We start from the raw sequence: 26,559 nt of genomic DNA on the forward strand, positions 1-26,559 counted from the left end.
GCGAGCCCTAGGCGTCGAGGGCCTTGGCCCACAGGTTGATGTCCGACTCGACAGCGAACTCGTCGATGCTGGTGAGCTCGTCCTGGCTGAACTCGAGGTTCTTCACGGCGGCAAGGCTGTTCTCGAGCTGCTTCACACTGGACGCCCCGATCAGCGCCGAGGTGATGGCGCTGCCCTTGGACTGCTCCCGCAGGATCCAGGCGATCGCCATCTGGGCGAGCGACTGGCCGCGGCCCTTCGCAATCTCGTTCAGGCCGCGCACCCGGCGCAGGTTGTCCTCCGACAGGTGGTCTTCCGACAGCGACTTGTTGGACGCTGCACGGGAGCCCTCGGGGACGCCGTCGAGGTAGCGGTCGGTCAGGAGCCCCTGGGCCAGGGGCGAGAAAGCGATCGAGCCGACGCCTTCCTGTTCCAGTACCTCGGGGAGGTTGGGGGTACCGTTCTCTACCCACCGGTTCAGCATCGAGTAGGAGGGCTGGTGGATCAGCAGCGGCGTGCCGAGGTCCCGCAGGATCGCCGCAGCCTCGGCCGTCTTCTCCGGCGAGTAGGAGGAGATGCCCGCGTACAGGGCCCGCCCGGACCGGACGGCGGTGTCGAGGGCGCCCATGGTCTCCTCGAGTGGCGTGTTGGGGTCGGGGCGGTGGCTGTAGAAGATGTCCACGTAGTCCAGGCCCATCCGGTTCAGGGACTGGTCCAGGCTCGCGAGCAGGTACTTGCGTGAACCCCATTCGCCGTACGGGCCGGGCCACATGTCGTAGCCGGCCTTGGACGAGATGACCAGTTCGTCGCGGAACGGTGCGAAGTCGTCCTTGAGGTGGCGGCCGAAGTTGGTTTCGGCGCTGCCCGCTGGCGGCCCGTAGTTGTTGGCCAGGTCGAAGTGGGTGACCCCCAGATCGAAGGCGCGGCGCAGGATGGCGCGCTGGTCAGCGAACGGCTTGTCATCCCCAAAGTTGTGCCATAGGCCCAGCGACACCGCGGGCAGCTGCAGGCCGCTGCGGCCCACCCTGCGGTAGGGCATGGAATCGTACCGGTCATCGGCGGGGTGATACGTCATGAGAGTCTCCTGGTTCTGGGGAAAACGGGGCGGTGGGCACTAGCTGAGAGGACTCAGCCGAGGATCGCTGACCCGCGGGCGGGCAGGGTAAGTCGACCGTCGGCCAGCGCTTCGCCCGAAACGGTGGACAGCAGCACCTGCGCCGCATCGACGGGGACAGTGCGTTCCTCATCGGCAAGATTGACGACGACGACGACTGTCCCCCCACGGCGCAGGGCCAACCACTTCTCGGGTTCGCTGAACTCGACCGACACGGCGGTGAAGTCCGGGTTCATCAGGTCGGGGGTGTCCCGGCGCAGCCGGATCAGGCGGCGGTACAGGTCCAGCAGACGGGCGTGGTCTCCGGTCTGCACCTCCGCCCAGTCAAGCTTCGCGGAGGCGAAGGTGGCGGGGTCCTGGGGGTTGGGCACCGTGTCGGCGTCCCAGCCCATGCGTTCGAACTCGCGGAGGCGTCCTTCGGCGGTGGCCTTGCCCAGTTCCGGTTCGGGGTGGGAGGTGAAGAACGGCCAGGGGGTGGACGCCCCGTACTCCTCGCCCATGAACAGCATGGGGGTGTACGGGCCGGCGAGGTTCAGGACCGCCGCCTGCGCCAGCTGGGCGTAGCCCACCGTGGCGCCCATCCGGTCGCCGGCCGCCCGGTTGCCGATCTGGTCGTGGTTCTGGGTGCAGACCACCAGTTGGTGGGTAGACACCTGGGCCGGATCGATGGGCCGTCCGTGACCGCGTTCCCTGAACGAGGAGTAGGTTCCGTTGTGGAAGAACCCGTGTTCGAGCACCTTCGCCAGGGCGGCAACGGAGTGGAAGTCCTCGTAGTAGCCGTCGGTTTCACCGGTGACGTTGACGTGGACGGCGTGGTGGAAGTCGTCGCTCCACTGGCCGGCGAGCCCGTAACCACCGCTGGTCCGTGAGGTGATCAGCCGCGGATTGTTCAGGTCGGATTCGGCGATCAGAAACAGGGGCTTGCCCAGTTCCTGGGCGCACGCGTCAGTTTCGGCAGCGAATTCCTCAAGAATGTGGACGGCACGCTCGTCGTGCAGTGCGTGCACTGCGTCCAGGCGCAGGCCGTCGACGTGGAAGTCCCTGAAGAACATCGCGATGTTGTCGAGCACGTAGCGGCGGACCTCGTCGGACTGTGGTCCGTCGAGGTTGAGGGAATCGCCCCAGGTGTTGGCCTTGCCCTCGGTGAGGTAGGGCGCGAACTGGCCCAGATAGTTGCCGCTGGGTCCCAGGTGGTTGTGCACCACATCCTGGATGACGCCGAGGCCGCGCTGGTGGGCTGCGTCGACGAACCGCTGGTATGCGGCGGGTCCCCCGTAGGTTTCCTGGATGGCGTACCAGAGGACGCCGTCGTAACCCCAGTTGTGGGTACCGTTGAACGCGTTGACCGGGAGCAGCTCAACGTGCTGCACGCCCAGGTCCACCAGGTAGTCCAGCTTCGCGATGGCCGCGTCGAAGGTGCCCTCGGGGGTGAAGGTCCCGATGTGCAGTTCGTAGATTGCCCCGCCGGCCAGGCCGGGTGAGACCCAGGAGCTGTCCTGCCAGGTGTGGGCGCCGGCATCAAAGGTCCGGGAGAGCCCGTGCACGCCGTCAGGCTGGCGGCGTGAGCGGGGATCCGGGATCGGCGACCCGGCGCCATCCACCAGGTACCCGTAGTCAATGTCCCCGGTGACTGCGGGTGCCGTGTCGGCGGTCCACCAACCGTCGTCGCCTCTGGTCATGGTGGTGGTGGAGCCTCCCGCCAGCAGCGAAAGGGTTGTGGCCTTGGGGGCCCAGACGTCGAAGGGTTTCCTCATGATGCGTCCTCCCGGATCAGCAGTGCTACAGGGTAGGTCTCAAAGATGGTTTCGGCAGGCACGGCGCCCCCGGAGAAGGTTGCCCCGGTGATGGCGCAGCTGTACTGGCCCTCCGGGAGGACGATGGTGGTGTCCTGCCAGCCGCCACGCCGCTGGAGCCCCAGCGGGAGCCGGGTGAGAAGGGTGATGGCTCCCCCACGGTCGAAGCCGAAGACATGATCGGCTGCCGCACCCGCTGCCGGAACGGCCGTGTAGCCGTCGAAGAGTTCCGGCCGGTCACGGCGGAGCTTCAGTGCACGGGACACGACCAGCAGCTTGGCGACCGCGCCGTCGTCAACGGCGGGCAGCGCACCGAAGGCGAGGTCCACGAGGGACTGCTTCCGCGCGTCGTAGTCCACCGGGCGGCGGTTGTCCGGGTCCACCAGGGAGTCTTCCCAGAATTCGGAGCCCTGGTATACGTCGGGGACACCCGGCATGGTCAGCTGCAGAAGCTTGGCGCCGAGAGAGTTGGACCAGCCGTAATCCTTGATCATGTCCACCAGGTCGGTGACCAGCGCGTTGACCGCCGGGGTGTCGTAGGCAGCGTCCACTGCGGCGTGCATGCGGTCTTCGAAGGCCTCGTTCGGCGCGGTCCAGTGGGTGCTGGAATCCGCCTCGCGGGATGCCTTCTCCACGTAGGCGTGCGCCCGCTCGCGGCTCAGCGGCCAGGCGCCAACCATGGCCTGCCACAGCAGTGAGGAGAACGCCGGGTCGCCGAGGGGTGCCGCGTCGTCGAGCTGACCGAGCACGGCCGCCCACTCGTCGGCCATTTCGGACAGGACGCTGATCCTGGCCCGGGTGTCCTCGCTGCGTTTGGTGTCGTGGGTGCTGAGCGCCGTCATCGAGAGCGGGTTGTCGCGCTGGCGCCGGAGGAGACGGTTGTGCATCTCGACCCGGTCGATGGAGAAGATTGACGGGTCGGCGCCCACCTCGTTGAGCGAGGTCAGCCGGTTGTACCGGTAGAACGCCGTGTCTTCGACGCCCTTGGCCATCACCATGCCCGAGGTCTGCTGGAACCGGATGGCCAGCTCGGTCATGGGGTTGTCTGAGCCTGCGGCGTCGGGCTCAGCGAGGTAGGGGTTGAGCAGGGGGTGCAGCGCCTTCAGGGTGTCGGCGAGGTCCGGCCGGTGCACCTGGGCGGCGATGACGGCGTCGTCGAGGTAATCTGCCCCGCCGGGAAGGTAGCTCCGGTAGACCGGGAAGCACGCGAGCAGTTCGGCGATGGCGTCGGCAGCCTGTTCCGGGTCCAGGCCGGCGTCGGCGGGTACCAGCCGGGTGAGCCGCAGTACCTCGGACCGGAGGATGCCATCGGCGATCCCGCGCTTGGTGCCGTGGATCATCGAGTGGAAGTCCTCGGCTGGTGCTACCCGCTCCAGGGCGCCCTGTCCTGCAGGGTCAACGAACAGGCGGTCAATGTCGGCAAGTGCGTCGTAGCCGGTGGTGCCTTCGCTGGCCCAGTCGGCCGGGAGGGTTTCCCCCGGCTCGAGGATCTTTTCCACGAGCACGTAGGCGCCACCGGTGAGCTCACGCAGCCGGTCGAGGTAGCCGGCCGGGTCGGCGAGTCCGTCCGGGTGGTCGATCCGGAGGCCGTCCACGAGGGACTCCTCGAACCAGGTCCGGATTTCGCTGTGCGACTCGTCAAACACCTTCGGCACTTCGACGCGCAGGCCGGCCAGAGTGTTCACGCCGAAGAAGCGGCGGTAGTTCAGTTCGCTGTCCGCCCGGCGCCAGTTCACCAGCTCGTAGTGCTGGCGGGCGTGCACCGCCTGAGCGGTGTCGCCGGTTTCGTAGCTGCCGTCGGCGATCGGGAACCGGTGGTCGTAGTAGCGCAGCTCCCCGCCGTCGAGCTCCAGGGCGGCGAGCTCGTCCTCGCCGTCGCCGAGCACCGGCAGGCGGATCTTCCCGCCCGCGGCGTCCCAGTCAACGTCGAACGCCTCGGCGTAGGGCGAATCCTGTCCGCCCTTGAGCAGTGACGACCACCAGGGGTTCTGGGCGGGGGTCTGCACTCCCAGGTGGTTGGGCACAATATCCACCAATACGCCCAGTCCCGCGGCGTGCGCGGCGTCCGAGAGCGCCACGAACGCGTCGCGCCCGCCGCGCTCCGGATCGACGGCGGTGGGGTTGGTGACGTCGTAGCCGTGTCCTGATCCCTGTTCAGCGGTCAGTACTGGAGAGAGATATACCCAGTCCACGCCAAGATCCCGCAGGTAGGGCACCACCGCGGCGGCATCCCTGAGATCGAACTCGGATCGGATCTGCAACCGGTAGGTCGACTTCGGGGTCCTCATGCATGTACTCCTGAACTGGGATGCTGCGGTTGTGCGGGGTGAGCCGGCTGACCCCGGCCGGGGCCAGGGTCAGCCGGATGGATACGTCGGCCGGCAGTGGTTAGGCGCCGCCGGGCTGGTGCGCGTTGGCCAGGGCGGCCAGTGACGCGGCCACCGAGTGATCCAGATCCTCGGTTTCGGCGTGGGCCCGGAGGACCACCATCGACTTGGCCTCCAGGGTGAGGGTCGCCGCCGCGGGGATGGCTTCCGAGTCCGCGAACTTGCCGGCGGTGTCAATCACTTCGTCCCAGGCCGGAGCGTACTCCTGCGGTGGGACAGTGAAGTCGACCGGCTCGTCGCTGGCGTTGAAGAACAGCAGGAAGTTCTGGTCGGTGATCCGCTGGCCGCGGGCGTCCCGTCCGGAAATGCCCTGCCCGTTCAGGAACACACCGATGGAACGGCCGAAGCCGGTATCCCAATCCTCCGGCGCCATGACAGTGCCGTCAGTCCCCAGCCATACGATGTCCGGCAGGGCCTCACCCTCGCCCCGTCGCACGGGCCGGCCGTCGAAGAACCGGCGACGGCGGAACGTGGGGTGCTCCGACCGGAGCCGGTTCACTGCGGCGGTGAATTCGAGCAGCGGCTGATCCATCTGGTCCCAGTGGATCCAGCTGATCTCGGAATCCTGGGCGTACGTGTTGTTGTTGCCCTGCTGGGTGCGGCCCAGCTCGTCGCCGTGCAGCAGCATCGGCACACCCTGCGACAGCAGAAGGGTGGCAATGAAGTTGCGCTGCTGACGGACCCGGAGGGTGTTGACCTCGGGGTTGTCGGTGGGGCCCTCCTCGCCACTGTTCCAGGACCGGTTGTGGGTTTCGCCGTCGTTGTTGTCTTCACCGTTGGCGTCATTGTGCTTCTCGTTGTAGGACACGAGGTCGCGGATGGTGAAGCCGTCGTGGGCGGTGACAAAGTTGATCGACGCGACTGGCCGACGTGCTGACTGCTCGTAGAGGTCCGCTGAACCGGTCAGGCGTGAGGCGAACTCGCCCAGCGTGGACGGCTCTCCGCGCCAGAAGTCGCGCACCGTGTCGCGGTACTTGCCGTTCCATTCGGTCCACTGCGGCGGGAAGTTGCCCACCTGGTAACCGCCGGGTCCCACGTCCCACGGCTCGGCGATGAGCTTGACCTGCGAGACCACTGGGTCCTGCTGGACCAGTTCGAAGAACGCTGACAGGCGGTCGACGTCGTAGAACTCGCGGGCCAGGGTGGAGGCCAGGTCGAAGCGGAACCCGTCCACGTGCATTTCGGTGACCCAGTAGCGCAGGGAGTCCATCAGCAGCTGCAGGGAGTGCGGGTTGCCCACGTTCAGCGAGTTGCCGGTGCCGGTGTAGTCCATGTAGTACTTCTTGTCGTCTTCGACTAGCCGGTAGTACGCCGAGTTGTCAATGCCGCGCATCGACAGGGTGGGGCCCATGTGGTTGCCCTCGGCGGTGTGGTTGTAGACGACGTCGAGGATCACTTCGATGCCTGCGAGGTGGAGTTCACGCACCATCGCCTTGAATTCCTGGACCTGCTCGCCGGTGTCGCCGGCGGAGCCGTAGGTGTTGTGCGGTGCGAAGAACCCGATGGTGTTGTAGCCCCAGTAGTTGGTGAGGCCTTTCTCCTGCAGGGTGCTGTCGTTGACGAACTGGTGCACGGGCATCAGTTCGATGGCGGTGATCCCGAGCTTCTGCAGGTGGGAGATGACCGCGGGGTGGGCAACGCCGGCGTAGGTGCCGCGCTGCTCCTCCGGGACCTCGGGGTGCAGCTGGGTGAGGCCCTTCACATGGGCTTCGTAGATGACCGACTGGTGGTACGGGATCCGTGGCTTGCGGTCGCCGTCCCAGTCGAAGAACGGGTTCACGACGACGCCGAGCATCATGTGGGGTGCCGAGTCATCGTTGTTGATTGAGTTTTCGTCACCGAAGTTGTAGCCGAAGAGCGCCGGATCCCAGTCGATCTGCCCGTGCACTGCCTTGGCGTAGGGGTCCAGGAGCAGTTTGTTCGGGTTGCAGCGGTGGCCTTCCTCCGGTGCATTGGGGCCGTGGACACGGTAGCCATACTTCTGCCCTGGAACAATGTGCGGCAGGTACCCGTGCCAGACGTAGCCGTCCACCTCGTGGAGTTCGACGCGGGTTTCGACGCCGTCGTCGTCGAGCAGGCAGAGCTCCACCTTGTCAGCGATCTCGCTGTACAGCGCAAAGTTAGTGCCGGTGCCATCATAGGTGGCGCCCAAAGGGTACGCTTCGCCGGGCCAGAGTTCCATGTGTTCTCCTGAAAAGTGGGTCTATCGTGGGTCGAAAAGTAAACGGTCCAGCTACCTTCATAGCGCAACCAGGTGACTATTTGGTGAATTGTGGCCTGTAGGGCGGTCCGGTCAGGAGGTCCGCGAGGACCTCGCTGACGTACTTCGGCAGCTCCGATACGACCACCGGCCCGAAGGTCGCCGCCCTCGTACCGGCCAGGCCATGCAGCAGGGCTGCGGCCGCCGCAACGGCCGCCCAGGTGTCCGGCTCGGGGACGCCGAGGCGCCCGGTTGCCGAGCCGTCGTCGTCCTCGGCAAGCGTCGCCACAAGAGCCCCAAGGATTCCGGCGAGGGTGTCGCCCGACCCGGCGGTGGCGAGCCACGGCGTCGCTGCCGCCTGGCTGAAGAGCGCACCCGACGGCGACGCGATCACCGTGACGGAGCCCTTGAGTAGCACTGTGGCACCGGTGAGTTCCGCGGCCCTGCGAGCGTAGTCGGCCGGAGCCGACTCGATATCCCCGCGGGTCACCCGGACCTTACGGGCCGCCAGGACCGCCTGCAGTTCGCCAGCGTGGGGGGTCAGGATGACCTGGGGTCCCACCCTGCGCGGCAGCAGGGGAAGCGCCCCGGCGTCGACCACCGTGGGCAGGCCAGAGGACATGGCGTCGCGGGCCCGCCGTCGCTGGTCCGCGTCGTCTTCGGCTCCGGGGCCGACCAGCCAGGCCTGGACCCGGGACGACCTGACCGGGCCCTGGGAGCAGACGGCTTCCGGGTGGGTCCGGTTGATCAGGCCGGCGACGGACTCCGGTCCGAGGTACCTCACCATGCCCAGGCCGGTCGCCAGGGCAGCACCGGTGGCCAGCACCGCGGCCCCCGGGTACTTCACGGAGCCTGCGGCGATGCCGAGGACCCCGCGAGTGTATTTGTGGTCGGCGGCGCGGGGGCGCCGGTAGAGTGCCGCAAGGTCGGCCGGCTCCAGCCGGCGGACTGCCGGTTCGGGGAGTGTCGCCTCGAGGCCGATGTCGATGACCGTGACCCGTCCTGCCACCTCGGCTCCGGGACCGGTGAGGAGCCCGGCCTTCAGCGCGCCGAAGGTCACGGTCAGGTCGGCGCCAAGCACCGGTTCGTGGACGGTTCCGGTGGTGGCGTCGAGCCCGCTGGGCAGATCGCAGGCAATCACCGTCCCGGTTGCGGTGGTGGCGAGCTCGCGGACGAGGCTCGCGGCGGGTTCGCGTAATCCGCCCGATCCTCCGATACCCAGGATCCCGTCGATGACCAGGTCCGCTTCAGCGCACACCCGCACGAGGCGTGAGAGGGTGTCCTCGCTGAGTCGCTCGATGCGGCCTCCCGCGCGTTCAAACGCGGCCAGCGCGGCGGGGTGGGTGGTCCCCGTGGTGAGCACCGCCGTCGTGCGTACTCCGCGGCCGGCCAGGCGGGCTGCTGCGAAGAGTGCGTCCCCGGCGTTGTTGCCGCTGCCAGCAAGGACCACTGCATTGCGTCCGTAGCAGCCGCCAGTGGAGGAGACCAGCTCGGCGGTGGCTGCAGTGAAGAGGCCGTAGGCTGCTCGCTGCATCAGGGCGTCACTGTGCCCGGCCGTGAGGAGGGGGGCTTCAGCCGAACGGATCGCACTGCCCGAATAGGCACTAAGCATACTTAGGAGTCTATCCCGCCAGACGGAGGTGCCGGTGCAGCTTCGCCAACGGCCCCCTCCCCCACCACCATTGCCGTGGCTACCCCGCCGTCGTGGCTGAGGGAAAGATGCCAGCGGCGGACGCCCTTCAGCGCGGCCGCGGCCGCTACTGTCCCCTTGACCTCGATGGAGGGGCTGCCCGCGGTATCGACTCCGATCCAGCAGTCCTGCCAGTTCATCCCCGCTGGCGCTCCCAGCGCCTTGGCCACCGCTTCCTTGGCAGCGAACCGCGCGGCCAGGGACCGCAGGTTCAGCACCCGCTCAGCGGGCACGAACAACCTGTCCCGGAGGCCCGGTGTGCGCTCCAGCTGGCGGCCGAACCGCTCGATGTCGACGACGTCGACGCCGATACCCACGATCACCGGCGACTACTCAACTGTTACTGACTTGGCCAGGTTGCGGGGCTGATCGACGTCGTACCCCTTTGCGGAGGCCAGCTCGCAGGCAAAAATCTGCAGCGGGACGGTAGTCAGCAGCGGCGCGAGCAGGGTAGGGGTCTGCGGCACGTAGAAGACGTGCTCGGCGTACGCCTCGACCGAGGTGTCCCCCTCCTCGGCGATGACGATGGTGATGGCGCCGCGGGCTCGGATCTCCTGGATGTTGGAGACCACCTTGGCGTGCAGCGAATCCCTGCCATGTGGCGAGGGGACGACGACGACGACGGGCTGGCCGTCCTCGATCAGCGCGATCGGGCCGTGCTTGAGCTCGCCGGCCGCGAACCCTTCGGCGTGGATGTAGGCCAGTTCCTTCAGCTTCAGCGCACCCTCCATCGCGACCGGGAAACCGACGTGGCGGCCCAGGAAGAGCACTGACTTGGCCTCGGACATGTCGCGGGCGAGCTTCTTGACCTTGTCGGCGTTGTCCAGGATGGTCTGGATTTTCGCAGGCATCTCGGCCAGGTCGGCGAGGACCGCCGCGATCTCGTCGCCGAACTTGTTACCGCGCAGCTGGGCGAGGTACAGGCCCAGCAGGTAGGCGGCGGTGATTTGCGCCAGGAACGCCTTCGTCGAGGCGACAGCGATCTCGGGGCCGGCATGGGTGTAGAGGACGGCGTCGGATTCGCGCGGGATGGTGGAGCCGTTGGTGTTACAGATTGCCACCACCTTGGCACCCTGTTCGCGGGCGTAGCGCACAGCCATCAGGGTGTCCATGGTTTCCCCGGACTGGGAGATGGCGACCACCAGGGTCTTCTCGTTGACGATCGGATCGCGGTACCGGAATTCGTGGGACAGTTCCACCTCGGTGGGGATCCTGCACCAGTGCTCGATGGCGTACTTGGCCACCTGCCCAGCGTAGGCCGACGTGCCGCAGGCGAGGACCACGATCTTGTCGACCGAGCGGAGGATCGACTCGTCGATGCGCAGCTCGTCGAGGATCAGGCGGCCCTGTGCATCGGAGCGCCCGAGCAGGGTCTGGCCGACGGCGTCGGGCTGGTCGTTGATTTCCTTCTCCATGAAGGACGGGTAGCCGCCCTTCTCGGCTGCCGCGGCATCCCAGTCGACGTGGAACTCCTTGCCGACGGCGGGGGCACCGAAGAAGTCGGTGATGATGACCTCGTCAGGGGTGATAGTGACCACCTGGTCCTGGCCGAGCTCGACGGCTCGCCGGGTGAAGTCGATGAAGCCTGACACGTCGGAGCCGAGGAAGTTCTCTCCGTCGCCGAGTCCGACGACGAGCGGCGAGTTGCGCCGGGCGGCGACGACGACGCCGGGGGAATCCTCGTGCACGGCGAGCAGGGTGAAAGCACCCTCCAGGCGCTGGCTGGCCTGACGCATGGCATTGCTCAGCGGGTCAGTATCGCCAGCGAGCGCGAGCTCCCGGTAGATGCTGCCCAGCAGGGCGGCTGCCACTTCGGTGTCGGTCTCCGAGAGGAACGTTTCGCCCTGCTTGAGCAGCGCTGCCTTGAGTTCAGCAAAGTTTTCGATGATGCCGTTGTGGATGACGGCCAGCCGCCCGTTGTCGGCGAGGTGCGGGTGGGCGTTGAGATCGTTCGGCGCCCCGTGGGTGGCCCAACGGGTGTGGCCGATCCCGGTCATCGACGCGGGCAGCGGGCTGGCTTCCAGCTCGGCGATCAGGTTGCTGAGCTTGCCTGCCTTTTTCCGGGAGGCGATGCCGGTAGGGGTCAGCACAGCTACCCCAGCTGAGTCATACCCCCGGTATTCGAGACGCCGTAGCCCCTCCATGACAACGTCCAGCGCGCCATGCGTCGCTGCTGTTCCGTCGGATGACACTGATGACCGGCCTACATAGCCTACGATTCCACACATGGGTTTAAGAGTACCGTCAGCGGCGGGGTAACTCTGCAGCCAGACGCGGGCGGGGCACCCGGGCAAGGAGTAAGTTCGCTTATGGCAGCACCAACAGGCACAATTCCTATGGTGAACGAATCAAACCCCGGGGTGGTCGCGACCAATGGTGCGGAGAGCAATTTCACTCCGTTTGTCGAACTTGACCGGCAGACGTGGGCCCGGCTTTCCAACGAAATCACCTCGCCTTTGGGCCTGGAAGACATCCTGCGTCTGAAGGGGCTGGGCGATGAGCTCAACCTCGACGAGGTGCGGGAGGTCTATCTCCCCCTCTCCCGGCTCCTCTATTTATATGTCGCTGCCGCAGGGGAACTGCACGCCGCGACCACCACCTTCCTGGGCGAGCAACGCACCCGCACCCCGTTTGTGATCGGCGTCGCCGGCTCGGTCGCCGTGGGCAAGTCGACTACCGCCCGCGTGCTCCGGGAGTTGCTGAGCCGCTGGCCGGATACCCCCAATGTGGAGCTGGTGACCACCGACGGTTTCCTGTACCCCAACGCCGAGCTGCAACGCCGGGGGCTGATGCAGCGGAAGGGCTTCCCGGAGTCCTACGACCGTCGGCGCCTGCTGAGGTTCGTCAGCGAGGTCAAGAGCGGCGCCGAGGAAGTGCGGGCCCCGTGGTACTCCCACCTTTCGTATGACATCGTGCCGGACCGGGAGGTGGTGGTCCGGCGGCCGGATGTGCTCATCGTCGAGGGCTTGAACGTGCTGGCCCCCGCCCGCACCCGGGCGGATGGACGGTCCGGCCTCGCGCTCAGCGACTTCTTCGACTTCTCCATCTATGTGGACGCGAAGACCTCCTACATCGAGCAGTGGTACGTGCAGCGGTTCCAGTCGCTGAGGACTGGCGCCTTCGCCAATCCCCAGTCGTACTTCCACCGGTACGCATCGCTCACCGACGATGAGGCGAAGGAAACCGCCCTCGGGATCTGGAAGCGGATCAACGAACCCAACCTGATGGACAACGTGCTTCCCACCCGTGGGCGGGCACAACTGGTCCTCACCAAGGAAGCCGACCACTCAGTGCGGCGAATGCTGCTGCGGAAGACGTGAGCCGGTCCCGGCGGCAGCCCGTGCGAGGGCTGCTGGCCATCCCCATGATCCTCGCGGCTGTCCTGTCCGGTTGCGGCGCACCGGACCCCGAGTCTTCGACAGCAGCAGCGGCAACTCCTAGCCTGACCGTCGGGGAGATCCCCGCGCCCGCCCAACGGGCGCCGTCCCCAGCCACTCCCACCGCTACCGATCCGGCGGCCGACCCGTACGCAGATCCCGCCGCCGTGACCGTCGTCGTCAACAAGCGCCGCCCGCTCGACCCGATCGACTACGCGCCCGACGAACTGGTCCTGCCCGATGTCGCTCTCGCCACCGACCGGGCAAATGCCACGCTGCGCCCCGACGCCGCGCAGGCAGTGGAGGAGATGTTCGCTGCGGCAGCCGACGACGACGTCGGATTGACCCTGGTGAGCGGCTACCGCTCCTACACCGTGCAGGTGGATACCTATGACTACTGGGTGAGCCGCAACGGCAGTGCCGAGAACGCGGACAACTACTCGGCCCGCCCCGGCTTCTCGGAACACCAGACCGGGCTGGCCTTCGACATTGGGCAGGACGACGGCGCCTGCACCCTCCGATCATGTTTTGCGGAAACAGCCGCTGCGGCCTGGGCAGCGGATAACGCCCACCGGTTTGGCTTCATCCTGCGCTATCCGGAGAACCGCCAGGACACCACCGGGTTCCTCGCCGAGTCGTGGCACTACCGGTTTGTCGGGGCGGAGACCTCGGCCACCATGCGCGACGACGGAGTGCAGACCCTCGAGGAGCACTTCGGGTTGCCCGATGCGCCCGACTACGGCTAGCGAAGCTATCCTTAGCGGATGCTCAACGGATTCAAGACATTCATCATGAAGGGAAACGTCGTCGACTTGGCCGTCGCCGTCGTTCTTGGCTCTGCCTTCGGCGCTGTGGTCACCGCGCTCGTCGATTCAGTTCTCATGCCGCTGATTTCTGCCCTGGTGGGATCCCCAAACTTTGACGACTTCGCGAAAGTCACGATCAACGGCAACGACATTCTGTTCGGGGTCCTCCTGACGGCACTCGTCAACTTCCTTCTCGTAGCAGCTGCCGTCTACTTCGTGATCGTGCTGCCGATGAACAAGATGATCGAACGCCGCAACCGAAGCCTGGGCATTGTGGAGGAAGAGCCTGCAGCGGATCCGCAGATCGCCCTGTTGACGGAGATCCGGGACAGCCTGGCGTCCCGCCCCTAAGGGCCGGGACATGCGCCCACACCGCGGCTTCGCGGTCATGGTGCTGGATGGTCAGGCGGAGGCGAGAGCCAGCCGGAGCGACACTGTCTCAGCGAGGCGGTCGGCGGTCAACTGGGCGGTCGCCATGTCGGCGGCCTCCACCATGACCCGCACCACCGGCTCGGTGCCGGAGGGCCGCAGGAGCACCCTGCCGGTCTCCCCCAGCGCGTCCTGCGCTTCGAGGACTGCCTGCTGGACATGCTCGTTGGTGGTCACGGCGGCCTTGTCGACGCCCTTGACGTTGATCAGCACCTGAGGGAGCTTGTTCATGATCTGGGACAGCTCCTTGAGCGTCCGTCCAGTGCGCGCCACCTGGGCCGCCAGTTGCAGGCCGGTCAGGACGCCGTCCCCGGTGGTGGCGTACTCGGCGAAAATGACGTGACCCGACTGCTCGCCGCCGAGGCTGTAGCCGCCGTCGCGCATTCCCTCAAGCACGTACCGGTCGCCCACACCCGTCTCACGCAGGCTGATGCCCGCCTCGCGGAGAGCAAGCTTCAACCCCAGGTTGCTCATCACCGTGGCGACCAGGGTGCTGTCCTTCAGGGTGCCAGCAGCGTTCATCGCCACGGCCATGATCGCCATGATCTGGTCGCCGTCGACGATGTTTCCCTCGTGGTCGACGGCGAGGCACCGGTCGGCGTCGCCGTCGTGGGCGATCCCCAGGTCAGCGCCGTGCTCGATCACAGCGGCCTGGAGGGGTCCGAGGTGGGTGGACCCGTACCCGTCGTTAATGTTGATCCCGTCGGGGTCAGCTCCGATGACGACGATCTCCGCGCCCGCGTCGGCGAAAACCTGGGGCGAGCAGCCGCTGGCGGCGCCGTGGGCGCAGTCCAGCACAACCTTGACTCCCTCCAGCCGATTGGGGAGGGTCTGGAGAAGGTGGACCACGTAGCGGTCCTCGGCGTCCGCGAAGCGTTGGATCCGGCCGACATCTCCGCCGGTGGGCCGGAGGGCTGGACGGGTCAGTTCCAGCTCGATGGCGTCCTCGATGGTGTCATCGAGCTTCTTGCCCCCGCGTGCCAGGAACTTGATGCCGTTGTCGGGCGCAGCATTATGGGACGCGGAGATCATGACCCCGAAGTCAGCGTCCAGGTCAGCCACCAGGAAGGCGGCGGCGGGCGTGGGCAGGATTCCGGCGTCGAACACGTCAACGCCTGCCCCGGCCAGCCCGGCCTCGACGGCTGCGGCGATGAAGTCACCGCTGATACGCGGGTCTCGGGCGATCACGGCGGTGGGGCGTCTGCCGTTGGTAAAACGGTGACCGAGTACCACTGCCGCTGCCTGGGCCAGCTGCATTGCCAGCTCCGGCGTGATCAGTTCGTTTGCCAGTCCGCGGACCCCATCGGTCCCAAATAATCTACTCATCGATGTACATCCTAATTCAGGGGGAATCGATCCCGATCTTAAACACCCAACGCCCGTCCGGGACCCGGACGGGCGTTGGGAAGCACACAGAACCGGACACCCTTGAAGAAGCGGGCCGGTCCACGCGGTGCTCTAGCGCTTGGAGTACTGAGGTGCCTTGCGAGCCTTCTTCAGACCAGCCTTCTTACGCTCGATCACTCGTGCGTCGCGGGTCAGGAAGCCGGCCTTCTTGAGGATGGCGCGGTTGTTCTCGCGGTCAATCTCGTTCAGGGCACGGGCGACGCCGAGGCGAAGCGCGCCGGCCTGACCGGAGGGGCCACCACCGTGGATGCGGGCGATGACATCGTAGGAGCCGAGGAGTTCAAGGATCTTGAACGGATCGTTGACTTCCTGCTGGTGCAGCTTGTTAGGGAAGTAATCGGCCAGTTCGCGACCGTTCACGATCCACTTGCCGGTGCCGGGAACGAGCCGGACCCGTGCAACTGCTTCCTTGCGACGGCCAACGGCTCCGCCGCCGACAGTCAGGGCGGGACGTTCCTTGGCGGTTGCCTCGGTGGTCTCGCCAGTTTCTGAGGTGTAGCTCGTGAGCTCCTCAGTTGGTTCATTCAGCTCTTCAGTGTTCTGAGCCACGGTTCTCCTTGAATTAATTTCTTAGTGTGTGGTGGCCAGGACTACTGGGCGACCTGGGTAATTTCGAAGGTCTTAGGCTGCTGGGCAGCGTGAGGGTGCTCGGCACCGCGGTAGACCTTCAGTTTCCCGATCTGCTGGGCAGCCAGGGAAGTCTTGGGAAGCATGCCTCGGATGGCCTTCTCCACAGCGCGGACTGGATTCTGTTCCAGCAGCTCTGCGTAGTTGACCGACGAGAGGCCACCCGGGAAACCGGAGTGGCGGTATGCACGCTTCTGCTCGAGCTTGGCGCCGGTGAGGGCTACCTTCTCGGCGTTGATGATGATGACGAAATCGCCCATATCCATATGGGGTGCAAAGGTCGGCTTGTGCTTTCCGCGCAGCAGTGTTGCGGTCTGGCTGGCAAGTCGGCCTAGGACAACGTCGGTGGCGTCAATGACGTGCCACTGGCGGTTGATGTCGCCTGGCTTCGGGGTGTACGTACGCACGGTTTTTGCCTTCGTTTCTTGTTCGGTGACGCCTCCACGCCGGGAATATTAATTCCGACGCGAAAGCTCAGCTTATGCATGCGCTACCGGAACTTCAGGTGAGGGCTGAAAGCCAGTGATCCCGGTTATCTCGGCCATCCCCGCGGGCCAGGTGACTCTGCAACCGAGTCGCCACGCGGGCATGGACGTATCGAGGAGGGATACGCACAACGACTACCAAGATTAGCGCGAAGCTATGCCCCAGTCAAAAGCCGGGCGGCGACGACCGCTCGCGGTGGACTGCCGACGTACCGGCATGGCTCCATCGGAGCCATGCCGTCGACAATAGGGGAAACGCGCGGGCTCTGAGCCCGATCCGCGCCCCGACCGCCTGGATGGGTTGAAATAGCACGGGATATCCGAAGGATTGACGCACCTTGAGAACTTAGCCGCAGTGTTTGGTCAGGTTAAGAATCACACCCGTTTTAACCAGATTCCTGATGCTACGTTCAACCCAGCGGCGGACTTGATCCTCCGCTCCCGTTCACTCATATTTCTTCAGGAGCATCTCATGGTTTCCCTCATCGCCACCCTCCACGTCCTCGGCATCAAAGCCACCGAACGCCTCCGCAGGGAAGAAACCGGTGCGACAGCAGTTGAATACGGTCTGCTCGTCGGTCTGCTTGCGGTGGTCATCACCGGCCTCATGCTGGTCTTTGGCCCCCAGCTCCAGCTGGCCTTCACTAAGATCCTCCCAGCCGTACCAGCCCCCTAACCCAGCCCTGGTCTAGGTTCTCCTGGCCCGCTGGGGAGGTCAGGATTCAGATCGAAGCAGCGGCGCACAATACCGCTGCTTCGATCTAATTAACGACTGAACTAGATTCAAGGAAAGAACCCCCATGAGACGATTACGGTCCGAGTCCGGAGCGGCTGCGGTCGAGTTCGCCCTTGTGGTGCCCATTCTGCTTTTGGTCCTGTTTGGAATCGTCGAATTTGGGCGGGTCTATAACGCTCAACTTCAGGTCACGTCGGCTGCCCGCGAGGCGGTGCGGGTGATGGCCATCCAGAAAGACGTCGGTGTGGCAAAGGCAGCGGCTGTTCTCTCCGCACCAGGCCTCCAGCCCGCTTTGTCGTCAGACCAGGTCACTGTCACACCCTGTGTAAGTGCCACCGAAACCACAGTCACGGTGACCTATTCGGTCGATCTGCTCTCAGGTTTGTTCGCCGATGCCATAACCGTTACTGGAAAGGGTGTGATGCGGTGCGGCGGCTGATGACGAACGAGGATGGCGCCGTGGCGGTCATGGCCTCACTGCTGATGGTCCTGGTGCTCGGGATGACCGCGCTGGTTATCGATGTAGGAATTGTCTTCGCGGAGCGCGCCCAACTGCAGAACGGGGCAGACGCCGCGGCTCTGGCCATCGCCCAGGAGTGCGCGTATCAGGATTCGTGTGACCCGGGGACGGCATCTTTGACCGCAGCAAACCTTGCCAACGCCAATGCCAATGACGGACGCGCCAGCGCAGTCGTCGACCTGTCTGTCTCCAACACTGTCACCGTAACCGCCAACACTCTCACCACTGATGGCAATTCAGCCGTCCAATTCTGGTTTGCACCAGTGCTGGGCATTGAGTCATCTCCAGTTCAGGCCACAGCTCGGGCGTCCTGGGGCAGCCCGTCCAAAGCGACAGTCTTCCCTTTCACCGCGCCCAGATGCCTCTTCGACCAGACGCCAACCGATGAGGAGATCTGGATTACCGTCGATTCCACCTGCACCGACGCCTCCGGTAAGTCGCTACCGGGCGCGTTCGGCTGGCTTGAGGAAGCTGAGAAGAAGAGCTGCAGTGCCACGGTCGATGTAGATGAGGTGATAAATGGTCAACCCGGCAAGAGCGCGCCGCAGAACTGCGCTATCGACGGTAAGCCAATCCTGCTGCCGGTCTACGTCGAGAAATCCGGCAACGGCAACAACGTCGAGTACGTGGTGGACGGTTTCGCAGCCTTCTACGTCACCGCCCACAGTTGGCCCAGCGATAAGCATCCAGAGCAACCAGCCGCGGGAATCAAGGGAAAATTCATTACCCTGGTGTCTCTCGAAGACCTTGAGTCCTTCGGCGTTGAAGAGCTCGGTGGCGACGAGCTGAACGCCTTCTTTGTAACGCTAAGTCAGTAAGGGAATCTCCCAGTGAAGAGCCGAATCATCGGTGCGATTGCCGCCGTCGTCCTGGCAGTGATCGGAACCGTGCTGCTGGTCCAGTACGTCAGTGCCTCCGAGCAGCGGGCTCTGGCCGGCACCGAAACTCAAACCGTTCTCGTGGTCCGAGACGGAGTCTCAATTCCCGAGGGCACGCCGGCCGAGAGCCTCCCGGAGCTGGTGAGCGAGGAGGCAGTGCCCGCCAAGGTAGTGCCGGCCGACGCCATCGCGAGCCTTGACCAGCTTGCTGGCCTGGTGACCAGTGTGGAGCTGGTGTCCGGCGAACAGGTGCTGAGCTCCCGGTTCGTCGATCCGGTGGAGCTCATTGAGGACTCAGTGGTCGAGGTGCCCGAAGGGATGCAGGAAGTCACGATCCTCCTGGAACCGCAACGGGCCGTTGGCGGCCAGATACTGCCGGGTGACACTGTTGGTGTGTTTATCTCCCTGGACGGCGGGGGCGAAGCGAACCCACTGGCGATAACCCACCTCACCCTTCACAAGGTCCTGGTGACGAACATTCAGGGTTTGCCTGAGCAGCCGGAGGAATCGGAGGCCCCCGGTTCCACTCCCCTTCCGGCCGGAAGCGTCCTGGTGACGGTGGCCCGCACAGCGCCGGACGCGGAGAAAATTGTCTACGGGCAGGAATTTGGCAGGATCTGGCTTTCGAAAGAACCAGCCACAGCAACCGAAGACGGCACGCGGCCGATCACCGCAGATGAGATCTACGAATGAGCCGCTACGCGATAGTCACCACAGCCCCTGACTTTCTTCAGCGCCTCACAGAGGCTGCGTCCGGGGCACTTGAGGGAGAAATACACTCGTGGCTGGGCTCAGCTTTCCCGACAGGCGCGCAGGAGCTGGTTGCCCAGCTTCCGGATCCGCGTCTTCTCGACGTGCTGATCCTCGGTCCAGGGGTTCCCCTCGACGATGCACTGCAACTCGCTGACGAGTTTGAGGTGCAGTTTCCTGAGGTCAGCGTCCTCCTTACCACGACCCCCACCCCCAGCGTGGTGCTCAGCGCCATGCGCGCCGGGATTCGCGACGTTGTTGAGCCGGACGCCGACGTCGCCGGGCTGAGCGTACTCCTTCATCGGGCGACCCGCAGTGCAGCGATCCGCCGGCGCTCGGCCAGCTTGTCTTCCGGCGATACTGCCGGGTCCGCCAACGGCCGGGTGATCGCCGTGGTCTCGCCCAAGGGCGGAGCGGGAAAGACCACTGTGGCGAGCAACCTGGCCGTAGGCCTTGCCGCCGCGGCCCCCCACGCCACGGTGCTGGTCGATCTCGACCTGCAGTTCGGGGACGTAGCAAGCGCGTTGACGATTGCGCCGGACCACTCGGTGACCGATGCGGTCCATGGCCCAGCCCGCCGCGACACTATGGTGCTGAAGTCATTCCTCAGCGCCCATCCGACGGGGCTCTTCGCCCTGTGCGCACCCGACCTTCCTGATTCTGTGGATCAGGTCACCGGTGAGGACGTTTCACATCTTCTTGACCAACTGGCCAGCCAGTACCGCTACGTGGTGGTCGACACCTCCCCCGGGTTGTCCGAGCACACCCTCGCCGCACTGGATAAGGCAACCGACTACGTCTTCGTCAGCGGCATGGATGTCCCCAGTGTGAGGGGGCTTCGCAAGGAACTCGATGTGCTCCGGGAACTGGCCCTCATCCCGATCACCCGTCACATTGTGCTCAACAACGCTGATCAGCGGGACGGACTGACGGTCGCTGACGTCGAGAAGGCACTCAACGTTAAGGTCGACATCGTGATCCCTTCGTCCCGGGCCGTGCGGCTCTCCACCAATCAGGGGGCTCCCCTGATGGAGAACAAGCGTCGGGATCCAGCGAGTAAGGCCCTGCGGAAGCTATTGCTCCGCTTCGCGCCACCCGTCGCCGTCACGAAGGCCAAGGGTCATGGACGTCACCGGGGAGGGAAGAAATGAATCTCGCCGAGCGGCTGGAAGCTGCGCGCCGATCCTCGGGGACAGTATCCGCTCGACCTGCAGCGCCGGAAGGGCAAGACCCGGCGGCAGCCCCTCGTCAGCAGCCACAGTCATTTCAGCCGCGCATCAATGAAGGGCAATCGACACGTCCGGCCAAGCCCGCGGCCGCAGCCCCACCGCCAGCACGGGACGCTCTCGCCAAGCTGAAGGACCGGGCTGGCACCATCTTGTTCGAGCGGCTGGGAAACCGACTGCTCGACTCAGCCCTGACCGAGGATCAGCTCCACGCCCTGGTACAGGAAGAACTCACCCAGGTGGTCGAGGAAGAGGAGGTGCCGCTCTCCAAGGAGGAACGTCAACGACTGATCCGCGGTGTGAGCGATGATGTGCTGGGGTATGGGCCTTTGCAGCACCTGCTCGACGACGAAAGCGTCACCGAGATCATGGTGAACGGCCCCAACATGATCTACGTGGAGCAGCACGGCAAGCTGACCCGCAGCGGGGTCCGGTTTGCGTCAGAAGAGCACCTCCGCAAGGTGATCGAACGCATCGTGTCCCGGGTGGGCCGACGGATCGACGAGTCATCCCCTCTGGTGGATGCCCGCCTGGCCGACGGTTCCCGCGTGAACGCGGTGATTCCACCCTTGGCGGTCAACGGTTCATCGCTGACCATCAGGAAGTTCGCGACTGACCCGTTTCAGGTCCACGACCTGATTGGCTTTGGCACCCTTTCCCCGGATATGGCCGAGCTGCTGGACGCCTGCGTCAAGGCACGGCTGAACATCATCGTCTCTGGCGGTACCGGCACCGGGAAGACCACCCTCCTCAACGTCCTCTCCTCTTTCATCCCGGAGGGCGAGAGGATCGTCACCATCGAGGACGCAGTGGAACTGCAACTCCAGCAGGACCACGTGGTCCGGCTGGAAAGCAGGCCCAGCAACATCGAGGGTAAGGGGGAGATCACCATTCGGGACCTGGTCCGTAACTCCCTCCGTATGCGTCCCGACCGCATCGTGGTGGGCGAGGTCCGCGGTGGCGAGACACTTGACATGCTGCAGGCCATGAATACCGGCCACGACGGATCCCTCTCCACCGTCCACTCCAATTCGCCCCGCGACGCAATTGCCCGCCTGGAAACTCTCGTCCTGATGGCCGGGATGGACCTGCCACTCCGCGCTGTCCGCGAGCAGCTGGCCGCTGCAGTGGACGTCATTGTGCAGCTTACGCGGCTTCGTGACGGTACCCGTCGGGTCACCCATGTGACCGAGGTCCAAGGTATGGAGGGCGAAATCGTGACCCTTCAGGATGCATTCGTCTTCGACTACAGCGCGGGGGTCGACTCCAACGGCCGTTTCCTCGGGGTTCCGGTGGCAACCGGCGTCCGCCCGAAGTTCACTGACCGGTTCCGCGACCTCGGTATAGAGCTCTCTCCCAGCGTTTTCGGTTCCCCCCTCAACGGCAGGGCTGAGCGATGATTCCTGAACCGTCGGGCATGCAGCTCCTGCTGGGAATTGTCGCCTGTTTCGCAGCCCTGGGCGCGGCAATCTTCCTCGTGCTCATTCCCCGTCCTCAACGCAACTCGCTAAACCGCGCCAAAACGGCTGACCCTTCATCACCCATCCAGCTGACCCAATTGGCGAGCCTGACCACCGGCATGGTCGACGGTCTGCTCAAGCGGCGCAACCTGATGGGAGGGATAGCAGCCAAACTCGAGGGAGCAGGACTAAAGATCCGGCCGGCAGATTTCGTTGTGCTGACCGGCAGCGGCACAGTACTCGCGGCCTGCGTGGGTTTGATCCTTGCCGGGCCGTTCCTTGCGGTCCTCCTTGCTATTGCTGCACCCGTCCTCGTCAAAGTTGCCCTTGGGGTGCTGACGTCCCGCCGCCAGAAGCAGTTCGCTGAGCAACTGGATGACACCCTGCAATTACTGGCAGGCGGCCTGCGGGCCGGACACAGCCTCTTGCGCGCGATTGATGCAGTATCAGCCGACTCGGAGGCTCCAACCACTGAAGAGTTCACCCGGATCATCAACGAGACTCGACTCGGACGAGATCTCGGCGATGCCCTGGATGACGCTGCAGACCGGATGCAGTCCGAAGACTTCTCATGGGTGGCACAGGCTATCGCCATCCACCGCGAAGTGGGAGGGAACCTCGCGACGGTCCTCGATCAAGTGGGTCAGACCATTCGGGAGCGGAACCAGATTCGTCGTCAGGTGGATACGCTCAGCGCAGAGGGCAAGTTGAGCGCCTACATCCTGATGGCGCTGCCGTTCGCCATGGGTGCAATCCTGATGGTCGTCAGTCCCGGGTACATGGATCCGATGTTCCAGCATCCCATCGGCTACGTCATCATGGGGGTCTCCGTAATCCTACTCCTGGTGGGTGGAGTGTGGATGAAGAAAGTGGTCTCGTTCAAGTTTTAACGCACTGTCACTCGGGCTGGCCTGGAAGGAGGATCACATGCCGCCACTGCTAATACTGAGCATCCTGGCCATCGTGGCTGCGGTGCCGCTCCTTGGATGGTCGGTCGTCGGGCATCGAGCGCCGGGACGAACCCAGATCCAGCAAAATCTGATCCGCGGTCTCACCAATGAGACCAAGGTGAAGCAGCGCAACGGTTCCTGGCTCGAAACCATCGCCGGCCGCTTCACCCCGGACCGCCTGGTCGCAAAACTCGACCGCCGGCTTGCTCTCGCAGGTCGACCAGCGGGATGGCCGCTGCGGCGAGTGGTCACCGCAAAGATCCTGTTGGCCCTGGCTGCGGCAGTTCTCGGGATTCTCTATGTCAGTGGCGCACCGGGAGCCCGCAGCGTGCTGCTCGCGGTGGCTCTCACGGCAATCGCCTACTTTGTGCCAGACCTTCTCGTCTACAGCAAAGGCACCGAACGCCAGGCGGCCATTGCGCTCGAACTGCCCGACACCCTCGACCAGATGACCATCGCGGTCGAAGCCGGGCTAGGCTTCGACTCCGCCATGGCGCGCGCCGGACAGAATGGAAAGGGCCCCCTCTCGGCGGAAATGGTCCGAACCCTTCAGGACATGCAGTTGGGGATGGCACGCCGGGAGGCGTACGCGGCCCTGCTCTCCCGGACCAATGCGCCGGATTTGCGAAAGTTCGTCAACGCCATCGTCCAGGCCGACCGCTACGGTATCTCGATCTCCAGTGTGCTTCGGGTGCAGGCGAGCGAAATGAGAATGAAGCGCCGCCAGCGTGCCGAGGAAAAAGCCATGCAGATTCCGGTCAAGGTGCTGTTCCCCCTGATGGTCTGCATCCTGCCAGTGCTCTTCATCGTGGTCCTGGGGCCGGCAGCAATCAAGCTCATGGAGACGCTAGGTTAACGACCGCCCTGCGGTACCCACCTGGTGGGCCGCAAACCATCCCGGCACCTTGTCGGCGGGCAACGCTGGCGACCAGAGGTAACCCTGGGCGAACTGGACTTCCATGCGGGACAGCTCACGCAACTGCTCTACGGTTTCCACCCCCTCTGCCACTACCCGTAGACCGAGCGCACGCCCCATGGCGGCAATTGCCTCCACGATGGGTCCAGCATGCGCATCGCTTCCCCCGAGCCCCTCGGTGAAGGAGCGGTCAATCTTCAATGATGTGACGGGGAAGCGGCGGAGGTAGCTCAGCGACGAATACCCAGTCCCGAAGTCGTCGATGGCGATCCCGATGCCGAGGCTCCGCAGTTTCGTCAGCGTCCTCAACGATTGGTCCGCGTCGCCCATCAGCACCGACTCGGTGATCTCCAGTACCAGGGCGGCCGCGTCGATCCCGGTTGCCCGGATCGCCTCATCCACGGCGGCCGGCAGGCCCGGATCCTGGAGCTGCCGAGCGGACAGGTTCACCGAGATCCGCCAGTTCGCGGCGCCGGGCACCTCTGATTTCCAAAGCTGGGCCTGCTTCAACGTCTGATGCAGCACCCACAGACCAATCGGCACTATCTGGCCGGTCTCTTCGGCAACAGGAATGAACGAGTCAGGGCCAACCAGGCCATGTTCTGGATGCTGCCAACGCAGCAGGGCCTCAAACCCGATCGGTTCACCTCCGGCAACGTCCACCACCGGTTGATAATGAATTTTCAGTTGATCCCGTTCGATGGCACGGGGCAGTTCCGACTCCACTGCGAGGCGCAGTTCGGCACGACGGTGCATCGCCTCGTCAAAGAGAACTGCCTTCTTCCTGCCACTCCCCTTCGCCCGGTACATCGCGGCGTCCGAGTTGCGGAGCAGCGATCCGGGGGTGTCGTCGACGTCAGAGATCGCAATGCCGATGCTGACGTCGACAAAAACTTCCCGCTCGAGGAGCTCGAACGGCCGTTGCACAGCGGTCCGGATACGCCGGGCCAACTGGGTCGCATTTTCCTTGGTCATATCCGAGCACACGATCACAAATTCGTCACCGGCAAAGCGTGCCAGGGTGTCTTCGGGGCGCACCGCGTCCTGCAACCGTCCAGCCAGCTGGACCAGCAGGCTGTCCCCTGCCGCATGCCCCAGACCGTCATTGATCACTTTGAACCGGTCGACGTCGAGAAAGAGCAACCCCACCCGGGTTCCCCGCAGGGCACAGTGGGCGAGCGCACTCTCGATGCTCTCGGTGAGCAGCGCCCGGTTGGCCAGCCCGGTGAGCGGGTCCCGGAACGCCAACCGTTCAAGCGCCTGTTCGCCGAGTTTGCGCTCGGTGATGTCCATAGCGGTCCCCAGCATTTTGACCGGTGTGCCGTCGCCGTTCCTCTCAAGGGTGCCCCGGGCGGACACCCACCGGGTGTCCCCTTCTGGCGTCATGACCCGATAGGTGAACTCGACCGGTCCACCCCGGGAAATGAGGTCATCCCAGATTTGGACGACCCGGCCGCGGTCGGCGGGGTGGACGGAGCGCACCAGTGGCTCCCGCGCGCCGGTTGACCTCACCGGCATCCCGTGGATCCGGCAGTACTCGTCGGACCACCAGACGCGGCCTGTAATTGCATCCCATTCAATCGACCCCACATGTGCCATTTCCTGGGCGGCGGCGAGCCGGTCCCGTTCCAGATCGGACGCCGCGCGCAGCGTGTTGAGTTCGGTGACGTCGCGTGCGATGGCCGACGACCCGATCAGCTGGCCCGAGGCGTCATACATGGGTGACAACGTCAACGAGATGTCCATCAGGGTGCCGTCCTTGCGCATCCCCAGGACATATTCACCCATCACCGATTCGCCCCTCCGGAGCCGATCCCGTAACCCCTCGTCCGCCCGCGAGCGCTCCACCGGTGACAGCATGGCGACGCTCTTCCCGATCGCTTCCTTGGCCGAGTAGCCGTACATCTTCTCGGCTCCGGCGTTCCAGCTGGTGATGATCCCGTCGAGGGTGGCGCCGTTGATTGCATCATTCGACGACTCAACGAGGCTCGAGAGGCGACCCATCTCAGCCTCTGCCTGCTGTGACTCGGTGGTGTCAGTGGACACGTCGATCACGGCGGTCACCTTGCCCTCGGCGTCGTACAGCGGCGTGACAGTTGAGTAGACCGACAGCCGGCGCCCGTTGCGGTGCTTCGTCCAGTGCTCGCCGGCCCATGTACCCCCAGCAGTGACCTGGGCGATGATTGCCGCCGCCTTTGAGCCATTCTCGAACAGGGCGAGATCAGCGAACTGACGGCCCACTGCTTCGCCTGCTTTCCAGCCCAGCATGCCCACCGACGCGTCGTTCCAGTACGTGATCCTGCCCTGAAGGTCAATGGCGATCACAGACTGGCCGACGGCGTTCAGCAGTGAAGCCTGAAAAAGGATTTCCTGCTGTCCCAACATCTGGCGTGTGATGTCGAGGTGGGTGATCACCAGACCCCCGCTGTCGCTTCGGCAGATCCGGGTCCGAATCCAGCGCTCCCCGCCGCGCGTCGAGTACTCAAGAGCCAGGTTCTGTTCCTCTCCACCCAGCACGGTGCGCAGACCACGGGAGACCACCATCGCCGCGTCGTCCCCGTGCGCCGCCGCATCATCGCACACCGACGTGTAGCATTCCCCTGCTCCGTGGGTTCCGCGTGTGCCAAAGGGCTGGGGGAACTTCTCCCACTCCCGGTTGACCTCCGAAATTACGCCGTCTGCAGTGATGAGAGCTACTGCCACTGGCAGGGCGTCGAGGGATTCGCGCAACCTTGGCTGTGCCTGCGGCAGCGGATTTCCCTCGGGCGAGACCGAGGGATGGTGCGTGGTCATAATCACAGCCTATGCCCTGCCACGGTAGATAATGGG

General features: G+C 64.9%; 22 protein-coding genes. 11 read left to right on the plus strand and 11 right to left on the minus strand.

Translation table 11 applies throughout. From position 1 onward, the window contains the following. Nucleotides 1–7 precede the first annotated feature (7 nt). The 7 genes from mgrA to glmS form a co-directional block, all read right to left on the minus strand. Nucleotides 8–1,054, minus strand: coding sequence for an L-glyceraldehyde 3-phosphate reductase (gene mgrA / locus HMI58_RS04030; RefSeq protein WP_171583943.1), 1,047 nt, complete (start codon nucleotides 1,052–1,054; stop codon nucleotides 8–10). A 53-nt stretch (nucleotides 1,055–1,107) separates the two neighbouring features. After that, nucleotides 1,108–2,847, minus strand: coding sequence for a malto-oligosyltrehalose trehalohydrolase (treZ, locus tag HMI58_RS04035; RefSeq protein WP_171618233.1), 1,740 nt, complete (start codon nucleotides 2,845–2,847; stop codon nucleotides 1,108–1,110). Continuing rightward, nucleotides 2,844–5,174, minus strand: coding sequence for a malto-oligosyltrehalose synthase (treY, locus tag HMI58_RS04040; protein WP_171618234.1), 2,331 nt, complete (start codon nucleotides 5,172–5,174; stop codon nucleotides 2,844–2,846). Before treY ends, treZ begins: the two co-directional genes overlap by 4 nt. Nucleotides 5,175–5,274: 100 nt before the next feature. Next, nucleotides 5,275–7,455 (minus strand): glycogen debranching protein GlgX, encoded by a 2,181-nt coding sequence (glgX, locus tag HMI58_RS04045; RefSeq protein WP_171618235.1) that lies wholly within the window; start codon nucleotides 7,453–7,455, stop codon nucleotides 5,275–5,277. Between the two features lie 76 nt (nucleotides 7,456–7,531). Next, the gene (locus tag HMI58_RS04050; RefSeq protein WP_171618236.1) at nucleotides 7,532–9,085 is read right to left on the minus strand and encodes an NAD(P)H-hydrate epimerase; all 1,554 of its coding nucleotides are present in this window, start codon (nucleotides 9,083–9,085) and stop codon (nucleotides 7,532–7,534) included. 2 nt (nucleotides 9,086–9,087) lie between these two features. After that, complete coding sequence (locus tag HMI58_RS04055) at nucleotides 9,088–9,486, minus strand: holo-ACP synthase (RefSeq protein ID WP_171618237.1); 399 nt, start codon at nucleotides 9,484–9,486, stop codon at nucleotides 9,088–9,090. A 6-nt stretch (nucleotides 9,487–9,492) separates the two neighbouring features. Further along, nucleotides 9,493–11,391, minus strand: a complete 1,899-nt coding sequence (gene glmS / locus HMI58_RS04060) for a glutamine--fructose-6-phosphate transaminase (isomerizing) (RefSeq protein WP_171618238.1) — start codon at nucleotides 11,389–11,391, stop codon at nucleotides 9,493–9,495. Nucleotides 11,392–11,499: 108 nt separating this feature from the next. Between glmS and coaA the strand changes: the two genes are divergently transcribed. Genes coaA through mscL form a run of 3 tightly spaced genes read left to right on the plus strand, consistent with a single transcriptional unit; the run spans nucleotide 11,500 to nucleotide 13,697 of the window. Then, entirely contained in the window at nucleotides 11,500–12,483 is a 984-nt protein-coding gene (gene coaA / locus HMI58_RS04065; protein ID WP_171618239.1) for a type I pantothenate kinase, read from the plus strand. Beyond that, entirely contained in the window at nucleotides 12,480–13,286 is an 807-nt protein-coding gene (locus HMI58_RS04070) for a M15 family metallopeptidase (protein WP_318779120.1), read from the plus strand. The genes coaA and HMI58_RS04070 overlap by 4 nt, the downstream gene beginning before the upstream one ends. Before the next feature lie 18 nt (nucleotides 13,287–13,304). After that, nucleotides 13,305–13,697, plus strand: coding sequence for a large conductance mechanosensitive channel protein MscL (gene mscL / locus HMI58_RS04075; protein WP_171583935.1), 393 nt, complete (start codon nucleotides 13,305–13,307; stop codon nucleotides 13,695–13,697). A 51-nt stretch (nucleotides 13,698–13,748) separates the two neighbouring features. On the opposite strand, the gene glmM is transcribed toward mscL, so the two are convergent. The 3 genes from glmM to rplM form a co-directional block, all read right to left on the minus strand. After that, nucleotides 13,749–15,101: a phosphoglucosamine mutase gene (gene glmM / locus HMI58_RS04080; protein WP_171583934.1), complete on the minus strand. Its 1,353-nt coding sequence runs from the start codon at nucleotides 15,099–15,101 to the stop codon at nucleotides 13,749–13,751. A 132-nt stretch (nucleotides 15,102–15,233) separates the two neighbouring features. Next, entirely contained in the window at nucleotides 15,234–15,731 is a 498-nt protein-coding gene (gene rpsI / locus HMI58_RS04085) for a 30S ribosomal protein S9 (protein WP_171583933.1), read from the minus strand. Nucleotides 15,732–15,772: 41 nt separating this feature from the next. Continuing rightward, nucleotides 15,773–16,216, minus strand: a complete 444-nt coding sequence (gene rplM, locus HMI58_RS04090; RefSeq protein ID WP_019481538.1) for a 50S ribosomal protein L13 — start codon at nucleotides 16,214–16,216, stop codon at nucleotides 15,773–15,775. A gap of 550 nt (nucleotides 16,217–16,766) precedes the next feature. On the opposite strand from rplM, the gene HMI58_RS04095 reads away from it, so the two are divergent. The 8 genes from HMI58_RS04095 to HMI58_RS04130 all read left to right on the plus strand — a co-directional run bounded on the left by HMI58_RS04095 (nucleotide 16,767) and on the right by HMI58_RS04130 (nucleotide 23,670). Then, entirely contained in the window at nucleotides 16,767–16,970 is a 204-nt protein-coding gene (locus HMI58_RS04095; protein WP_171618240.1) for a Flp family type IVb pilin, read from the plus strand. A gap of 124 nt (nucleotides 16,971–17,094) precedes the next feature. Next, nucleotides 17,095–17,469 (plus strand): TadE/TadG family type IV pilus assembly protein, encoded by a 375-nt coding sequence (locus HMI58_RS04100; protein ID WP_171618241.1) that lies wholly within the window; start codon nucleotides 17,095–17,097, stop codon nucleotides 17,467–17,469. After that, on the plus strand, nucleotides 17,469–18,368 hold the full coding sequence (locus HMI58_RS04105; protein ID WP_171618242.1) for a pilus assembly protein TadG-related protein: 900 nt from the start codon (nucleotides 17,469–17,471) through the stop codon (nucleotides 18,366–18,368). Before HMI58_RS04100 ends, HMI58_RS04105 begins: the two co-directional genes overlap by 1 nt. A gap of 12 nt (nucleotides 18,369–18,380) precedes the next feature. Beyond that, nucleotides 18,381–19,121: an RcpC/CpaB family pilus assembly protein gene (locus HMI58_RS04110; protein ID WP_171618243.1), complete on the plus strand. Its 741-nt coding sequence runs from the start codon at nucleotides 18,381–18,383 to the stop codon at nucleotides 19,119–19,121. Then, entirely contained in the window at nucleotides 19,118–20,329 is a 1,212-nt protein-coding gene (locus HMI58_RS04115; RefSeq protein ID WP_171618244.1) for an AAA family ATPase, read from the plus strand. Before HMI58_RS04110 ends, HMI58_RS04115 begins: the two co-directional genes overlap by 4 nt. Beyond that, nucleotides 20,326–21,804 carry a CpaF family protein gene (locus HMI58_RS04120; RefSeq protein WP_171618245.1) on the plus strand — a complete coding sequence of 493 codons (1,479 nt, stop codon included), beginning with the start codon at nucleotides 20,326–20,328 and terminating at the stop codon, nucleotides 21,802–21,804. Before HMI58_RS04115 ends, HMI58_RS04120 begins: the two co-directional genes overlap by 4 nt. Continuing rightward, on the plus strand, nucleotides 21,801–22,754 hold the full coding sequence (locus HMI58_RS04125) for a type II secretion system F family protein (protein ID WP_225667873.1): 954 nt from the start codon (nucleotides 21,801–21,803) through the stop codon (nucleotides 22,752–22,754). The genes HMI58_RS04120 and HMI58_RS04125 overlap by 4 nt, the downstream gene beginning before the upstream one ends. A gap of 37 nt (nucleotides 22,755–22,791) precedes the next feature. Continuing rightward, nucleotides 22,792–23,670 carry a type II secretion system F family protein gene (locus HMI58_RS04130; RefSeq protein WP_171618246.1) on the plus strand — a complete coding sequence of 293 codons (879 nt, stop codon included), beginning with the start codon at nucleotides 22,792–22,794 and terminating at the stop codon, nucleotides 23,668–23,670. Here the strand turns inward: HMI58_RS04130 and HMI58_RS04135 are convergent. Next, the gene (locus tag HMI58_RS04135) at nucleotides 23,662–26,523 is read right to left on the minus strand and encodes an EAL domain-containing protein (protein WP_171618247.1); all 2,862 of its coding nucleotides are present in this window, start codon (nucleotides 26,521–26,523) and stop codon (nucleotides 23,662–23,664) included. The two genes, HMI58_RS04130 and HMI58_RS04135, sit on opposite strands and share 9 nt — an antisense overlap. Nucleotides 26,524–26,559 lie beyond the last annotated feature (36 nt).

Origin of the sequence: Arthrobacter sp. 147(2020), from assembly GCF_013116715.1 — a bacterium.
Taxonomy (GTDB): domain Bacteria; phylum Actinomycetota; class Actinomycetes; order Actinomycetales; family Micrococcaceae; genus Arthrobacter_D.

What these genes read in the sequence shown, in the direction of transcription:
- mgrA (WP_171583943.1), bottom strand. Translation starts at nt 1,054, where the DNA reads ATGACGTATCACCCCGCCGATGACCGGTACGATTCCATGCCCTACCGC.
- treZ (WP_171618233.1), bottom strand. Translation starts at nt 2,847, where the DNA reads ATGAGGAAACCCTTCGACGTCTGGGCCCCCAAGGCCACAACCCTTTCG.
- treY (WP_171618234.1), bottom strand. Translation starts at nt 5,174, where the DNA reads ATGAGGACCCCGAAGTCGACCTACCGGTTGCAGATCCGATCCGAGTTC.
- glgX (WP_171618235.1), bottom strand. Translation starts at nt 7,455, where the DNA reads ATGGAACTCTGGCCCGGCGAAGCGTACCCTTTGGGCGCCACCTATGAT.
- HMI58_RS04050 (WP_171618236.1), bottom strand. Translation starts at nt 9,085, where the DNA reads ATGCTTAGTGCCTATTCGGGCAGTGCGATCCGTTCGGCTGAAGCCCCC.
- glmS (WP_171618238.1), bottom strand. Translation starts at nt 11,391, where the DNA reads ATGTGTGGAATCGTAGGCTATGTAGGCCGGTCATCAGTGTCATCCGAC.
- coaA (WP_171618239.1), top strand. Translation starts at nt 11,500, where the DNA reads ATGGTGAACGAATCAAACCCCGGGGTGGTCGCGACCAATGGTGCGGAG.
- mscL (WP_171583935.1), top strand. Translation starts at nt 13,305, where the DNA reads ATGCTCAACGGATTCAAGACATTCATCATGAAGGGAAACGTCGTCGAC.
- glmM (WP_171583934.1), bottom strand. Translation starts at nt 15,101, where the DNA reads ATGAGTAGATTATTTGGGACCGATGGGGTCCGCGGACTGGCAAACGAA.
- HMI58_RS04095 (WP_171618240.1), top strand. Translation starts at nt 16,767, where the DNA reads ATGGTTTCCCTCATCGCCACCCTCCACGTCCTCGGCATCAAAGCCACC.
- HMI58_RS04100 (WP_171618241.1), top strand. Translation starts at nt 17,095, where the DNA reads ATGAGACGATTACGGTCCGAGTCCGGAGCGGCTGCGGTCGAGTTCGCC.
- HMI58_RS04105 (WP_171618242.1), top strand. Translation starts at nt 17,469, where the DNA reads ATGACGAACGAGGATGGCGCCGTGGCGGTCATGGCCTCACTGCTGATG.
- HMI58_RS04115 (WP_171618244.1), top strand. Translation starts at nt 19,118, where the DNA reads ATGAGCCGCTACGCGATAGTCACCACAGCCCCTGACTTTCTTCAGCGC.
- HMI58_RS04120 (WP_171618245.1), top strand. Translation starts at nt 20,326, where the DNA reads ATGAATCTCGCCGAGCGGCTGGAAGCTGCGCGCCGATCCTCGGGGACA.
- HMI58_RS04125 (WP_225667873.1), top strand. Translation starts at nt 21,801, where the DNA reads ATGATTCCTGAACCGTCGGGCATGCAGCTCCTGCTGGGAATTGTCGCC.
- HMI58_RS04130 (WP_171618246.1), top strand. Translation starts at nt 22,792, where the DNA reads ATGCCGCCACTGCTAATACTGAGCATCCTGGCCATCGTGGCTGCGGTG.
- HMI58_RS04135 (WP_171618247.1), bottom strand. Translation starts at nt 26,523, where the DNA reads ATGACCACGCACCATCCCTCGGTCTCGCCCGAGGGAAATCCGCTGCCG.